The 14,308-nt window shown below is 68.4% G+C and carries 11 protein-coding genes and 4 pseudogenes; 5 read left to right on the top strand and 10 right to left on the bottom strand.

Going from position 1 to position 14,308, the window contains the following annotated elements; genetic code table 11:
* On the bottom strand, positions 1–666 hold the full coding sequence (locus B116_RS0113835) for a response regulator (RefSeq protein ID WP_027659328.1): 666 nt from the start codon (positions 664–666) through the stop codon (positions 1–3).
* A 74-nt stretch (positions 667–740) separates the two neighbouring features.
* Positions 741–974, bottom strand: a complete 234-nt coding sequence (locus B116_RS0113830) for a hypothetical protein (protein ID WP_223874576.1) — start codon at positions 972–974, stop codon at positions 741–743.
* Positions 975–1,137: 163 nt separating this feature from the next.
* On the opposite strand from B116_RS0113830, the pseudogene B116_RS27505 reads away from it, so the two are divergent.
* Positions 1,138–1,298, top strand: a pseudogene (locus B116_RS27505) (transposase); the annotation flags it as partial.
* Positions 1,299–1,474: 176 nt separating this feature from the next.
* Here the strand turns inward: B116_RS27505 and B116_RS0113820 are convergent.
* The 7 genes and pseudogenes from B116_RS0113820 to B116_RS0113790 all read right to left on the bottom strand — a co-directional run bounded on the left by B116_RS0113820 (position 1,475) and on the right by B116_RS0113790 (position 7,027).
* Positions 1,475–2,746: an MFS transporter gene (locus B116_RS0113820; RefSeq protein WP_033667625.1), complete on the bottom strand. Its 1,272-nt coding sequence runs from the start codon at positions 2,744–2,746 to the stop codon at positions 1,475–1,477.
* Positions 2,739–3,356: a winged helix-turn-helix domain-containing protein gene (locus B116_RS0113815; protein WP_027660416.1), complete on the bottom strand. Its 618-nt coding sequence runs from the start codon at positions 3,354–3,356 to the stop codon at positions 2,739–2,741. Before B116_RS0113815 ends, B116_RS0113820 begins: the two co-directional genes overlap by 8 nt.
* Positions 3,357–3,581: 225 nt before the next feature.
* Positions 3,582–3,839, bottom strand: a complete 258-nt coding sequence (locus B116_RS0113810; protein WP_018723298.1) for a hypothetical protein — start codon at positions 3,837–3,839, stop codon at positions 3,582–3,584.
* 128 nt (positions 3,840–3,967) lie between these two features.
* Positions 3,968–4,788: pseudogene (locus B116_RS25140) on the bottom strand (sugar nucleotide-binding protein).
* 74 nt (positions 4,789–4,862) lie between these two features.
* Positions 4,863–5,800, bottom strand: a pseudogene (locus tag B116_RS25135) (LD-carboxypeptidase).
* A gap of 225 nt (positions 5,801–6,025) precedes the next feature.
* A pseudogene (locus B116_RS25130) lies at positions 6,026–6,460 on the bottom strand (DUF7010 family protein); the annotation flags it as partial.
* Positions 6,461–6,466: 6 nt separating this feature from the next.
* Entirely contained in the window at positions 6,467–7,027 is a 561-nt protein-coding gene (locus B116_RS0113790) for an AfsR/SARP family transcriptional regulator (RefSeq protein ID WP_026321907.1), read from the bottom strand.
* Between the two features lie 402 nt (positions 7,028–7,429).
* Here B116_RS0113790 and B116_RS0113780 point away from each other — a divergent pair, with 402 nt between their 5' ends.
* The 4 genes from B116_RS0113780 to B116_RS0113765 are packed head-to-tail and all read left to right on the top strand — an operon-like array spanning position 7,430 to position 13,874.
* Positions 7,430–7,645, top strand: a complete 216-nt coding sequence (locus B116_RS0113780; protein WP_027660415.1) for a DUF6229 family protein — start codon at positions 7,430–7,432, stop codon at positions 7,643–7,645.
* Between the two features lie 3 nt (positions 7,646–7,648).
* Positions 7,649–10,594 (top strand): type 2 lanthipeptide synthetase LanM family protein, encoded by a 2,946-nt coding sequence (locus B116_RS0113775; protein ID WP_027660414.1) that lies wholly within the window; start codon positions 7,649–7,651, stop codon positions 10,592–10,594.
* On the top strand, positions 10,591–12,534 hold the full coding sequence (locus tag B116_RS0113770) for an ABC transporter ATP-binding protein (protein WP_027660413.1): 1,944 nt from the start codon (positions 10,591–10,593) through the stop codon (positions 12,532–12,534). The genes B116_RS0113775 and B116_RS0113770 overlap by 4 nt, the downstream gene beginning before the upstream one ends.
* Entirely contained in the window at positions 12,510–13,874 is a 1,365-nt protein-coding gene (locus tag B116_RS0113765; RefSeq protein WP_018723306.1) for an FAD-binding oxidoreductase, read from the top strand. The genes B116_RS0113770 and B116_RS0113765 overlap by 25 nt, the downstream gene beginning before the upstream one ends.
* Positions 13,875–13,905: 31 nt before the next feature.
* Here B116_RS0113765 and B116_RS0113760 read toward each other — a convergent pair whose 3' ends face one another.
* The gene (locus B116_RS0113760) at positions 13,906–14,259 is read right to left on the bottom strand and encodes a DoxX family protein (RefSeq protein ID WP_018723307.1); all 354 of its coding nucleotides are present in this window, start codon (positions 14,257–14,259) and stop codon (positions 13,906–13,908) included.
* Positions 14,260–14,308: the final 49 nt, after the last annotated feature.

Below are 14,308 nucleotides of genomic sequence, written 5' to 3'. Positions count from 1 at the left end.
TTATCCGCCGGGCGTGATCAGTCCGCTTTCGTACGCCAGTACCACGGCTTGGACCCGGTCACGGAGTTGCAACTTGGCTAGGATCCGCCCGACGTGGGTCTTCACGGTCGCTTCCGCGATGTGCACCCGGGTGGCGATCTCGGCGTTGGACAAGCCTTGGGCGACCAGTAGCAGCACCTCGCGTTCCCGCTCGGTGAGCTGGGCGAGCCGTGGGTCCTGCGCCGGGCCGGGACCGAGCTGGCCGGCGAACTGGTCGAGTAGCCGCCGGGTGATCGACGGGGCCACCACCGAGTCGCCCTCGGCGACCACCCGGATCGCGGCCAGCAGCTCCTCCGGCGGCACGTTCTTCAACAGAAAACCGCTGGCCCCCGCCCGTAGCGCGGCGAACGCGTCCGCCTCAGTGTCAAACGTGGTGAGCACCAGCACCCGGGGCCGGCGGTCGGCGGGCCGGGCGACGATCCGCCGGGTCGCCTCCACTCCGTCCATGGTAGGCATCCGCAGGTCCATCACCACCACGTCGGCCTCGACCCGGTCCAGCACGCGCAGCGCGTCCGCGCCGTCGATCGCCTCGCCGACCACATGAAGATCGGGCTGCGAGTCGAGCACCATACGGAAGCCGGCCCGCACCAGCGCCTGGTCGTCGACGATCACCACCCGGACGGCCATGTCACACCTCTGTTCGTGGTTGCGGGGCTCGCAGACCCGACACTCCGCGCGCTCACGGCAGAGCCTGCCCCGCGTCAGGCGGTGCCGACGGTAGCGGCAGCCGCGCCTCGACCCGCCATCCACCGGCGGACGTACGGGTGAGTCCGCCGGAACACCAGGACCGCCGCCATCCCGAACCCGACCAAGGTGGCCTTCCAGCCACCCGGCTCACCCGAGATCGATGGGACCGCGAACAACGCCACCACCCCGGAAACGGCGACGTCGAAAACGACACTACGCAGCGGACGACCAAAGACCACGCGATCCACGATCATCCAGGGTACGAGGCGTGAGACACTCCGATACCTACCCACAGACCCCCCGCAACGAACCGCCCGTTTAGCGGAACGAGATGGCGCGGTGGGGACCTGATCAGGCGATTCCGACTACGACGACTGTCTGACAGCCGTCCGCCCCGGCCTGTGCCGTTCGAGAAGTTGCACCCTGCCACGGTCCTGGACTACCGACCGGGATCGGTGCGCGGACGCGGCGATGCCCGACGAGGTGCGTTCGCCACCAAACCGCAGCAGGCCTGCATGATGATCGAACGGGCTGTCGCGGCGGGGGTGCCGTTCGCCTGGTTCACCGCCGACTGCCCACATCACCCTGGCTATGGCCGCTGCGGTGTTCCGGGTCGTGGTACAGGGCTCGATAGCCTGGCATGCTGATTGATTACTTTCATTTTGGCGTTACCGTCCGCTCTGACGGCGAGGCCGGATGTCCGCGTACGGTCTGCAGTTGTTGCCAACCGGGCCGCTGCAGGGGGACATCATGTCTCGGGCAGACTGCGCATGGTACGCAGTGGGGAGAAGACGACCCAGAACACCCCGAGTAGGGCACCGATACTGGAGATCCAGAGGGCGGAACGTACCCCGATCGCGGCGCCGAGTACCCCGCCGATCAGGGCGCCAAACGGCCGGATTCCGTAGTTGACGGTGCGCCTGAAACCGGAGACCACGGCGAGCATCCTCTCCGGAGTGGCCGCGGTTTGCACCGAACCGGCGGCGATGTCGAGGACCATGACGCCCAGCGCGGAGACAAACTCGGCGGTGATCAGCAGCGCGAGCACCAGCGGCCGCGGTCCCCCGGCCAGCGGCACGAGGATCAGTGGGGCCGGAAAGACGACGAGGCCGAGAACTACCGCGGGGCCGATGCCGATCCTGCGGCTGAGCGGGCCGGTGACCGCTGCGCCGAGCAGTCCGCCGAACGCGCCGGCTCCGACGACGAGGCCCAGCACGCCGGGGGAGACGTCCAACTCGGTGGTCACGTACAGCACGAAGAGCGCGGTGAACATATAGGTGAACAGGTTGAGTGTGGTGGTGCCAAGCAGGATCGCCCGTAGCACCGCAGAGCGGGCCACGTACCGCACGCCGGCGACCATGCCCAGGCCGGGACCGCTGTGTACGGGATGCTCGGTGACCCTCATGCGGGTCAGGAAGACAGCCGACGTCAGGTAGGTGAGCACGTCGGCGACCAGCGCGACCGGGGCGGTGAGCACCTGAACGAGGACGCCACCGACGCTCGGGCCAGCCACGTAGGACATTGCTCTGCTGCCGTTGATCAGACTACTGGCGTTAACGTAGTCCGGTCGCCGGACCAAGGCGGCGAATAGGCTGCTGTGCGCCACCTCGAAGTGCACCGAGAGGGTCCCGATCAGGAAGGCCACGGCACAGAGCAGCGGCAGGTTCAGTGCGCCCGCCCACCACAGCAGCGGCACGGCTAGTAGCAGACCTGCACGGCCAAGATCGGCGACTATCATTACGTGGCGGCGACGCGGGTACCGGTCGACCCAGGCGCCGGCCGGTAGGGAGAAGAACAGGTGCGGCAGCAGCGAGGCGGCGGTCAGGTAGCCCATCTCGACGGGTCCGGCGCCGATCGCGAGCACGGCCAGCAACGGCACGGCGAGCATGGTGATCTGGTCGCCGAAGAGTGAGACGGTCTGCGCGGACCAGTAGCGGCGGAAGGCCGTCTGCTGTAGCAGCCGCGGGATGCGCGGCCGGCGCGGCGGTGCCGGGTCGGCCAGAACGAGGGGTCTAGTCACAGTCCGTCGCGCCTCGCTGGCCCTCGGGGGGCACGGGTCCACGCGGCACCGCCATCTGGATGATCTGCACCGGGCGAGACCCGGACGGGCGTCTTGCCGGGTCGGCAGCCCGTTCGTTGTACCGGGCCAGCAGCGCCTGGACCTCCTTCGTGAGCTCGCGCAGCTCAGTGGCGGTGACGTGCAGCAGCGCGTCGCCGAAGCCGGTGGCAGTCCGCCATTCGGCAGGCTCGTCGCCGCGGACCGCGAGGTAGTCCTGCGCGCGTTGCACGTAGAGGGCGAGCAGCACGCTGTTGAGCTGGTCCGTGGCGGCCTTCATGGCTGGGTCGTCGGAGTCGTCGTCCCAGGACGTGCCGGGTGCGGTGGCCCGCCAGGGTCGTTCCCGACCGTCTGCCCCGGGAACGCGTTCGGCGAATCCGTACTTGGCAAGTTGTCGTAAGTGGAACGAACAGTTCGGCACATTGTCGTCGAGTCGGGCGGCAGCCTGGGTCGCGGTCATCGGGCCGTCGCTGCGCAGCAGCCCGATCAGACGCATCCGCAACGGGTGCGCGTACGCCCGCAGGGTGCGTGGGTCCGTGAGCTTGATTGAACGTTCAGGCACCTCTTCGATCACATGCTAGAGACTACTTTAGAAAGATGTCTCTAGCTATGTCTCGGTACCAGTGGGTGAGACTGACAGGCACCGACCGCCGTCGCAGCCCGCAGGGCAGCTCGGGGAGCTGGAAGGAGTACCGCCCGAGAACCCAGCCCGGAGACCGCTTCGCGCACGATTCGACACGGATGTTCCTCTGCCCCGAGGACAGCTTGGCCCCAACCCAATCGGTCAGTGAATACGCGCTCAGCCCTCGGTTGGTTGGCCGGGGGTGCTCCGAAGGTGTTGCGCGGCTTGCAGGACCGGCCACCAGGTGGCCTCGTATGCCACATCGGCGACCGCGCGCCAGAGTTCTTGCGTCAGGCCGGCGGGGATGCCGGTCCGCAGTGGGACGTCGTGGGCGATCGCCGCAGCGAGTACTTCGGCGTCGACCTGCGCGGCAGCCCACCGCAGGGTACGCAGGTCCGGCACCCAGTTGTCCTGCTGTTCAGACACCGGATCCATAGGCCCACGCTACCGAGTGCGGGCTCGCTGGCAGGGAAGTTGTCGGCACATGCGCTGGAATCTGCCGGGCACCACAGTCGTCGGTTAGTACGGCCCGCTCCGACCTTGGTTGGGCCCCGCCTTCATGATCAATCGCTGGAGACTGACTCCTGGACGCCGCGGAGGCGGGTAGCCAAGACCGAAATAGCCTTCTCGGTGTTTAATCGCACATTTGCCGCTACGCGCAGACCCGACTCCGCGATCGTGGCCACGGGGATCCGGGCCGGTCGAGACCCGCGCGACGCGCGATCAGAACGCCAAGGTCGTAGCGGCTGATGGCATCGGGGCCGGCGACATTGAGGACACCCCCGTAGCTGCTGGCGGCTAGCTCAAGCAGTGCGTCGGCAAGGTCGTCGACGTGTATCGGCTTTCGGATCATGTCGGTAAAGAGCGCGCCCTGGACTCTGCCGGCAATCAGGTCACGAGTGAGGACCTCGTGTTGTCCCCGGCCGTAGCCGAGGATCAACGACGTACGTACCACGGCAGCAGTAGGGTCGACAGCGGCGACCGCCGTCTCCGCCGCCGCCTTCGCGGCCCCGTACCGGTAGACCGGGTCGGGTGATGCGACCTCGTCGTAGTCGACCTCCCGGCCAGAGAACACCGCATCACTGGAGACGTGAACCAAGCGGCTGCCCTGTTCAGCAGCGGCGGCGGCGACGTGTGCGGCGCCATCAGCCATGGCCCGCCAATCGTCACGCCCGGCAGCAGTGTGGATAACCGCATCGGGACGAACCTGTCGTACCAGGTTTCGAACCGCGGTGGCGTCCCGAATGTCCAACTGCGCTTCGGCGATGTCGCTGGCGGCACGCAGGTATGTGCCAATGACTGACCAGCCCGCATCTGTCGCACGCTCGGCTACTCGTGATCCCAGGTAGCCGGTGGCTCCCGTGATCAAGATTCGCCGAGCCATGGCTACGCATCATACGCCAACTAATCGCGTCAGCTCCGCGGCTACGCGTATTCGTCTCAAGGTGCTGCCTGGAACTATCGGTAGTTGGCGTGGACTCGGTATTCGCAACCATCCACGGTGATGGTGCCACCGTGTGGCAGGATCCACTATGGTCGCGTGTGGCCGAAGGGGATGCCAACACAAATGACGGCCTGCGGGTTGTAGCGCGTCACTACGTCCACGATCGCATCGCGTTGCTGGTTGCGCAGCAGCTTTCGGTCTTCGGCTGGGGGACGGTGGGTAAAGTCCGAGACCGGCGGGCGGGCCACCAGGATCGCGTCAACCGCGCCGAGAATGCCACGTTCGCCGAGGCTGCGGATGATCCATGCAATGTTGCGGGCAGGTAGTAGCTTCTCCGAGGTCTCGATGATCAGTACCCCGCCGTCTAGGATGCCCGGGGAAGGCGGGAAGCGCCCGGCGCTCAGGATCCATTCGATGACTTCGAGGCAACCGCCCCAGGCCGTGCCGGTGACTGTGCGTCGAGGCCCGTGCCAGGTCCATGGCTCGGTGGGTTCCCGCTCACCGAAGTGCTTCAGGGCTCGCGGGTCGGCCCAGTCGATTCCGACGTCCTCGGATTCGCCGGGGTCGGTGATTTCCAAGGTCTCTCCGGTCAGTAGAGCAGCCCGTAGGGATCGGGCGTGAATGTCGTCCACGCCCGGACCGGGACCGAGGTGGACCTGGGTGGACCCGCCGTAGAAGCTAGCGACGCCGAGCCCCCACAGCCAGTGGTGCAGGTTGGTGTTGTCGCTGGTGCCGAGGAACGGTTTCGGGTCGGCGCGGGCCAGTTCGGCGTTCAGGTGGGGGATGACCGTGATCTGGTCCTCGCCTCCGGTGACGGCGAGGATGGCGCGGATCCGGGGGTCCGCGAAGGCATCGTTGATGTCGGCGACCCGGGCTTCCGGTGCCGCACCGACCTGTCGAGTGTCGGGTACTCCACCGGCACTAGGCCAGTAACCTCGGAAAGCCGTCGCATGGCTTGCTCGTGAATATCCGGATAGGTGCCCGCTGCTGCGAACGACGGCGAGATGACCGCGATGTGGCTACCCGGGTTGGCCTTGGGCGGGAAAACAATGTCATGCTTCATACCAAAGTTTCCGCCAGTAGTGAGTGTTGGTCGGACCGTACGGACGCAATTCGTACTGCTGGATCATACGGATCGCGATGTGTAGTCGCTGCAGCGTCAGTGCCGCCGTCCGAGTCAGAGGGCCAGTGCGACCGCGGCCCGGCTCAGCAGGAAAAGCCCGGTCGATAGGCATGTTCGGTGCGCGCCGACGATCGAGCCGGGTCCGCCTTCGCGCTCGGCGCGGTGGCTGACGAGCGCGGCGGCGAGCGAAATGACGCCGCCCAGCACCAGGCTGAGCGGAGTTCCGTAAAGCCACGAATAGGGTGCGAAGTGCACGACCAGCAGGATAGCCATACCCAGCGGCACCAAGGTGTACCGCCCACTTAGGACCAGGAAGATGACGACCGGAAGGCCAAGCAACTGACCGGCGGCCAATGTCACCGACAGCGAGTCGAGGGCGGCATCGCTTGGCCGGGGCGGTCCGGGGGCCAGGAGCGTCAATGCCAGGGCCGCTGGTAGCGCGACCATCCCCTGGAACAGCGTGACGATGGCGGCGGTCCGCCCGGTGGCGGTTGATCAGAACCGCCCAGATGCCGTACGCAGTTCTACTGCCGGGTCGTGGCGCAGGATCGCGATGTGTAGCCGCTGCAGCGTCGGGGCCGCGTTGACGCCGTACTCGTTGCGTAGCCACCGTCGACGTTGGTGGAAGACTGCGGCCGCCTCGGTGCTGCGCCCGGCTCGGTGCAGGGCCACCATGAGCGCTGCCGTCAGCCGGTCCCGGTTCGGGTTCGTTGCAGAAAGCTCAATGAGGTCATCCACCACCAATTCATGGTTTCCCAGTCGGAGTTCGGCCTCGTAGAGGTCCTCGGCGACGGTCAGCCGGGCTGACTCGAGGCTCTCGCACAGCGAATGGTCCGGGTGGGTCGAGGCCCATCCGCCCAGTACCGGACCGCGCCACAGGTCGAGGGCTTGGCGCAGCAGGTCCCGCAGCCGCAGGTCCGAACGAATCTGGCGGGCACGGGCGACAATTTCCCGGAAGCGGTACGCGTCCACCATGCGTGCCGGGATCCGGAGCATGTAGCCGTCGTGTTCGGTGACAAGCGCCCGGTGCGTGCTGCCGCCGTCGGCGGCCCGCAGCACGGCGCGCAGCTCTGAGATGCGGCTGTGTAAGACGGCGCGGGGCCGGGCCGGCGGACGGTCACCCCACAATAGGTCAATCAATCGATCACTCAGAACTGGCCGGTCCACCTCAATCCCGAGAATACCGACAATTAGCTGGTGCTGACGTTTAGGCAGATGCAGTTGCGTGCCGTGAATGAAAATCTCTACCGGCCCGAGGACGCGAATTTCCACCACTACTCCCGGCGCGAGGAGGTCAACTGCCTCGACGATAGCCGGACCTTCGCGGCCGTCGGATCATCCTGATAGTCGGCGCATGCTGGACGACACGGCGCGGGAAGGTTGGGGGAAGGCGCTAGCAAGCGACCGCCGCCAGTATCGCAGGGGACAGGGACATATCCGCTATCGGAGGAGGTCGCCATGCCACCTGTGGCATCGCCGGAGATCGACATCTCGTCGGCAGAGGAGATCATTAGCCGCTGGTTGTCCGACACGTCGCTGGAGGGGTCGGACAGCCCGGCCGGCCCGCTGTTCACCGGCGGGAAGTACGTGGTGCAGGAGATCACGTCGACCTGGGGAGGCTGCTCGACAGTATGTAGCTCCTGTACGGGTTCACAACGGGTGTCGTGCTGCTGACCAATGTCCAACAATTCGGCGGCTGAGTTGAGTAACCGTGCCGCGGGGCGTCTGACGATGCCCCCGCAGTCAAGCCGCCGGGGGTCGTTCGACCCGGTGCTGGACCGCCTGATCGCCCCGGTTACGGAGTGGCTGGCGGTCCAGCTCGGCGCGATTCCCGGCCTGACGGATGCAGAGGTCGACGCGGTTCGCCGCAGCGCGTCCGCGGCGCTGCACCAGTCGGCCCGCATCAAGCTCTCCCGGGTCCTGGTAATGGAGGTCAACGTTGCCAGGGTGAGCGGCCGGCTCACCGCACCGGATGCGGTTTCCAGGTGGGAACAGTGGCGCAACACCGCCGCCGCGCCGGGATTCTGGGAGGCGTTGCACGACCGCTACCCGACGCTGCGGCACCGCGTGGACACCATGCTGGTCAACGGCGCCCGCGCCGCGGCGACCTTCGCCACCCGGTTCGCCGCCGACCGTGAGGCGCTGCAGGCGTCCGGCATCCTGCCACCCGGCGACGCGACGCTCCTGGACGTCGAGTTCGGCTCCGGAGATACCCATCAGGGTGGGCAGACCGTGGGAATGGTCCGTACGGCGGCGGGTGTCGTCGTCTACAAGCCACGTCCGCTGTCCGTGGACGTCGCGCTCGGCGCTCTGATCGAGCGGGTGCTGCCGAACGAGCCCGCCCACACCCGGATTCGGGTACCGGACGTGCTCTGCCGGGACGGGTACGGCTGGGCCGCCCACGTCGCCCACCGCTACTGCGTCGACGACACGGAACTGGGCGTCTTCTACCGGGGAATCGGGCACTGGACCGCGGTCATGCGCCTGCTCGGTGGCAGCGACCTGCACGCCCAGAACCTGATCGCCGCCGGCCCGGTGCCGGTGGTTGTTGACTGCGAGGCGTTGTTCACTCCGGTACCACCACCGGTGGCCTCCGGCCTCGGCGCGGCCACGGACCAGGCCCTGGGGCTGCTCGGTGACTCGGTTCTGGGGACCGGCCTGCTGCCGGGTCGGGGCGTCGCGCTCGGGTGGCGGGGCCTAGACCCGTCCGGGGCCGGCAGTTTGCCCGGTGAGCAGCCCACCGTGCCCACGCCGGTGCTGGTTGACGAGGGCACCGACCGAGTCCGGGTCGCCTTCACCGAGCTCGAGCTGCCCGCGGCGGAAAACCACCCGAGCGCCGAGCCGGTCCTGGCCCGATTCTGGGAACACGTAGGGGATGCCTTCGACGAGCTGACCGGTCGGCTGCATGATCTGGATCGGGGTGAACGCCTCGAGCCGCTGCTGGCCGCGTTCACCGGAAGCCAGGTGCGTTGGGTTCGTCGCACCACCGAGTCGTACGCGGAGCTGGCCCGGATGCTGTGGCATCCGGCGTCGCTGCACGACGAGCCCGCCGCGAAGGCCCGGGCCGTCGATCTGTTGACGCGGCATGCCGCCAACGTCGCGGAGGCGCCGGCGGAACCGGACGTCATCGCCGCCGAGGTTGACGACCTCCTCGTGGGAGACGTTCCCATCTTCACCACCATTCTGCGGCCGAGGCCGGGTGGGCTTCCCACGCCGGTGGTCGGGGCACTGCGCCGTTGGCGCGAGGCCGATCAGGAGCTGGACCAGCAGGTGCTGCGGTCGTCACTGATCAGCGCCTACCTGAACGAGACACCGCCGGTGGAGATGGCTCGCCAGCTGGCGCCAGAACGGGTCCGTACCGGCAACGTCGACCGGCGCCGGCGAACGATGGCCGCGCAGGTCATCCAGACCCTGCTCGACACGGCCAGCCGGGCCGACGATGGCACCGCGACCTGGATCGCGCCAATCATCAACGTCGGCCCCGGCTGGTCCGTCGCGGCGTTGCGCCCGGACATGTACCTGGGCACGACCGGAATAGCGGTGCTGCTGGCGGCCTACCAGTACGAGGTGCGGGCGGGGCGGGCCGACCCGGTGGCCGGCGCCGAGGACCTGCTCGACGCCGTCGTCGTGACCATGCGCGCCGCGGAAGACTACCTCGCCGCCCAGCGCGCCACTGCCATGCCGATCCGCCCCGAACCCTCGGGCGGATACGTCGGCCTGGGTGGGCAGATGTGGGGTTGGCTGCTGCTGCGCCGACTCGGGATCGGGCCCGAGCAGGCCCTGCAGCGGACCCAGAACTTGGCCGCCCTGGTACCCGAGGCGGTTCACACCAGCGAGTTCCACGACCTGCTCACCGGCCCACCCGGAGCCATCACAGCCCTGCTGCGACTATCCGAGATAGACGGCCACCAGGAGTGGACCCGGACCGCCGCCTCGATCGGCGAGCACATGCGTGGTCTGGCCACCCTCACTCCGGCCGGCGCCGGTGACGGCCCGACCGCGTGGTGGCCGGGCCAGCTCGACACGGTCCGGCTCGGCGGGGCCTCGCACGGGGCCACCGGTATCGGCTGGGCCCTATCCCAGCTGGAGTCGACCAAGGACCTCGCCGAGGCGGCGTTCCGGCACGAGGAGTCCCTGTACGAACCAGGCCTACCGGGCTGGCGGGACATGCGTAAGCCAGATCAGCCAACCGACGCCGCCGCCTGGTGCCACGGGTCGGTCGGAATTGGCATCGTCGCTGCCGACATGCTGCGGCGTGCTACCGATCCGGCGTCGCGGGATCGGTGGACCGACGTACTGCGGCGGGCCGCGCAGGCGAGCTGGCCCGCGGGCATGGGCACCAACCACACCGCATGCCACGGGGAGTTGGGCACCTGGGAACTGCAACGACACGCCATGGCCCAAGGTGTGGCACCACCCGGGCTGGACCCCGAGTGGCTCAACGCTCGTCTGCTGACGGGAATGGAGGACTTCGGCGCGGTCGCAGGCCCGAACCGGGACGCCTTCCGGCCGGGGCTGCTCAACGGAATCGCCGGCATCGCGTACCAGCTGCTGCGCATGCATCCGCAGTGTCCACTTCCATCCGTGCTGCTGCCCGACCCCGGCCCTGACGTAGCGCTATGAGCCGCCACCCTGACCCCACTCAGACGGCACCAAAGGAGGGCGCCGGGTCAGACGGGCCGGCGGCGGACGCCTCGGTCACGGCGCAGTACTGGCAGTTGGAGGAGTCGACCGACCAACTCGGGCCAGGACAGGTGCTCCGCGGCCTACCCTCCGCAATCGGTCCCGGCCTGAAATTGATCTGGAAGGCGGCGCCTAGCGCGTCCACCGCCCTCCTTGTGCTGCATCTCGTCGCCGGGGTGGCGACCACCTACGGTTTGGTCTCCATCGCCGGCGCGCTCGAGCAGCTCTTCGCCGCCGGACCAACCGGCGACCGGCTGGCCGCCGCCGTGCCCGCGCTGGCCCTCGTGGTGGCCGCCTACGCCATCCGGGGCGGGCTGGAGATGGCGGCCACCCTGGTCCACACGCGGATCGGGCCGGCCGTTCGTCGGCTGGCCGACGAAAAGCTGATGGAGGCGGGCCTCAGTGTCGAGCTGACCGCCTTCGACGAGCCTCGCTTCCTGGACCGGATGTTCCGGGCCCGCGACCGTGGACTGCTCTACCTTCAACATGTCGTGGACAACCTGGTTGACGCGATTGGCGCGGGGCTGGCGGTTGCGGCGGCGGCAGTCAGCCTCTCCGTGCTGCACCCGGCGCTGCTGCCGGTGTTGGTGCTGTCGGTCATACCGGACGGCTGGGCCGCGCTGCGGGCCGCCCGGCTCGGCTATGCCAGCAACGCCCGCCTCGCCGCCCTCAATCGGCGGGTGATGATGGTGACCGACCTGGCCACCATGCGGGAGCCCGCCGCCGAGGTTCGTGCCACCCAGGCGCAGCACAGCGTGCTGGCCCGGTATCGGCAGGCAGCGGATCAGGTGCGAGACGAGGAGGTCTCGGCTGGCATGGCGCAGGCCCGGGCCCGGGCACTGGGCAGGGTACTCGCCGGAATCGGGCTCGGCTGCGTCTTCGCGATGCTGTGGCTACTGCTGAACGTTGGCTGGATCCAGCTCGCCGTCGCCGGTACCGCGTTGATCGCCACCCGCACCGCGGTGACGGCCCTGGCCCGGCTGGTGCGGGCCACAGATCAGATTTTCGAGCAGGGACTGTATCTCGCGGACTTCCAGGTGTTCCTGGACGAGGCCCGAACTCGGACCCGGCCGAGGGCCGGCCGCCCGGCCCCGCGGGCACCACAACGGATCGAACTCAACAACGTCTTCTTTCGCTACCCGAGCTCCGCTCCGGTCCTGCGCGGCATCGATCTCACCATTCACGCTGGACAGACGGTGGCTTTGGTCGGGAAGAACGGCTCCGGCAAAACCACTCTGGCGAAGGTCATTGCCGGGCTGTACCGCCCCAGCGCCGGCACGGTCCGCTGGGACGGCATCGACCTGCGGAAGCTGCATCCGGACACGGTCGCGGACCGAATCATGATGATGATGCAGGAGCCCGTGCGGTGGCCGGACACGGCCCGGCTCAACGTCCGGATGGGCCGAGCGGACCGCGTCGACCCGGACGACGCGGCGTTGCGCCACAGCGCCGAACAGGCCCTCGCCGACGAGGTTGTCGCCGCGCTGCCTGCGAAGTGGCAGACACTGCTCACCACCGCATTCCGCGGTGGAGTTGACCTCTCCGGAGGCCAATGGCAGCGCCTGGCCGTGGCCCGAGGGCTGTTCCGCGACGCGTCCCTGCTGATCTGGGACGAGCCGACCGCGCCGTTGGATGCGAAGGCCGAGTACGCGGTCTACGAGTCGTTGCGGGCCCTGGCCCAGGGCCGGACGGTGGTGCTGATCACCCATCGACTGGCCAGTGTGCGCAGCTGTGACGTGATCTTCACTCTCGACGAGGGGCAGGTCGTCGAACGGGGAAACCACGACGAACTGATGGCCCTGGGCGGTCAGTACGCCGAATTGTTCACGCTGCAGGAACGAATGGCAGGAAGCCAATGGCCACAGCCGCTGTCGCACTGAACAATCTCGCCGGGGAGCTGACCGGCAGGCTGCTGCTGCCCGACGACCCGGACTTCGTCACCTGCCGGCTGCCGTTTTTGTCCCGGCCCGACGAGGTACTGCCCCGGGCGGTGGTGCGGTGCGCCACCGCCGCCGATGTGGCAGTGGCACTTACCTTCGCCCGAGCCCACCGGATCCCGGTCGCGGTGCGCAGCGGCGGGAACAGTTTCGCCGACCGGTCCAGCACCGCCGGGCTGCTCGTCGACGTCGGTGGGATGCGAGACATGCGGATGGACGGTGACCTGCTGGTCGCCGGCCCCGGGGTGCGCATTCGCGACCTACGCCGCCGGTTGAGCCCCGGCGACCGGGCGATTTCCTGCGGGTGGTGCTCCGAAGTGGCGCTCGGCGGTGCGGTGCTCGGCGGCGGGTACGGCAGCCTGTCCCGGCTGTACGGCCTCGGCTGCGATCACCTGGTCGCCGCCGAGGTGGTGTTGGCCGACGGCCGCACCCTCTGGTGCGACACGGAGCGTGAGCCTGACCTGTTTTGGGCGCTGCGGGGCGCCGGCGGCGGGCTCGTCGGCGCGGTCACCTCGTTGGTGCTGGCCACCCGTCCGGCCGTACCGGCGACCTTCGTCGAGTGCCGGTGGCCGGTACGGCATGCCACCCGGGTCATCGCTGCCTGGCAACGATTCGCACCGGAGGCACCCGACGAGATCAACATCGAGACTGTGTTGGTCGCCGCGCACAACGAAGAGCCGATGGTCGTTGTGTACGGCGTCAGCGCCGCAGGTACCGCCTTCCTTGACCGGTTCGACCCCGACCCCGACCACGTCGAGATCCGGGAACTGCCCGGTCCCGCCGCCGCCCTGGTCAGCTACCCGGACGTGCCCGACGACGTCGTCGTGTCCGGCCCTACTTGGGACACCCGGCCCGGGCTGCGCCTCGCCCGGTCGGAGTTCTTCGACGGCGAGCTACCCGACACCGCTGTCGAAGCCCTCGTGAACTATCTGGTAGCCGCACCAGTCGTTGATCAGTCACGGGTCCTGGAGTTCATCCCATGGGGTGGCGCAATGGCCCGAGTGCCGCCGGAGGTCACGGCCTTCGTGCATCGGCGGGCACGGTTCATTCTCAAACACGCGGCGTGGATCATGCGCCGTGCCAGCGACGAGTCGCGCCACGACGCGCGAGGATGGGTCGACAGATCCTGGGCGATCTCGCACCCATGGGGATCCGGAATGATCTACCCCAACTATCCGGAACCGGATCGGGCGCCACTCGACCCCGCCTACCACGGCACCAACCTTGCCCGCCTACGCCGCGTCCTGGCCCGCTATGACCCAGGCGGCAAACTGGCAACATAACACCAACGTCCCGCTGGCGGCGCTTGGGAGATCAGGCGTTCATGACGTGCAAGACGGCCAGCGCGGCGGCGGCGAGCGCGAACACCACGGGGACCAGGACGACCGGGATCGGGTCCTTCGCGCGGGCATGATAGCCCGCTGCCCCGATCAGCAGCAGGGTCAAACCGACCGCGGCAGCGACGGCGATCGGCCACCAGAGCAGGCCCAGCAGCAGGCCGGCGACAGCGGCGAGCTCAAGGCCGCCGATCATCCGGGTGCGGGCGGGGGGGACGCCCAAGTGGGCCATCCGCTCCCGCATCTGGGCCTGGCCGGCCAGCTTCGGAACGGCCGCGGCCAAGATCACCGCGGCGAGAAGCAGGGTTAGGACGACAACGGGGATACCCACAACCTATCCTTCGGGTAATGGCGGACGATCCGTCGACCGTAACAGGGGC

This window comes from Salinispora fenicalii, from assembly GCF_000514815.1.
GTDB classification, from domain to species: domain Bacteria; phylum Actinomycetota; class Actinomycetes; order Mycobacteriales; family Micromonosporaceae; genus Micromonospora; species Micromonospora fenicalii.
This window is presented reverse-complemented; position numbering and strand designations above follow the sequence as displayed.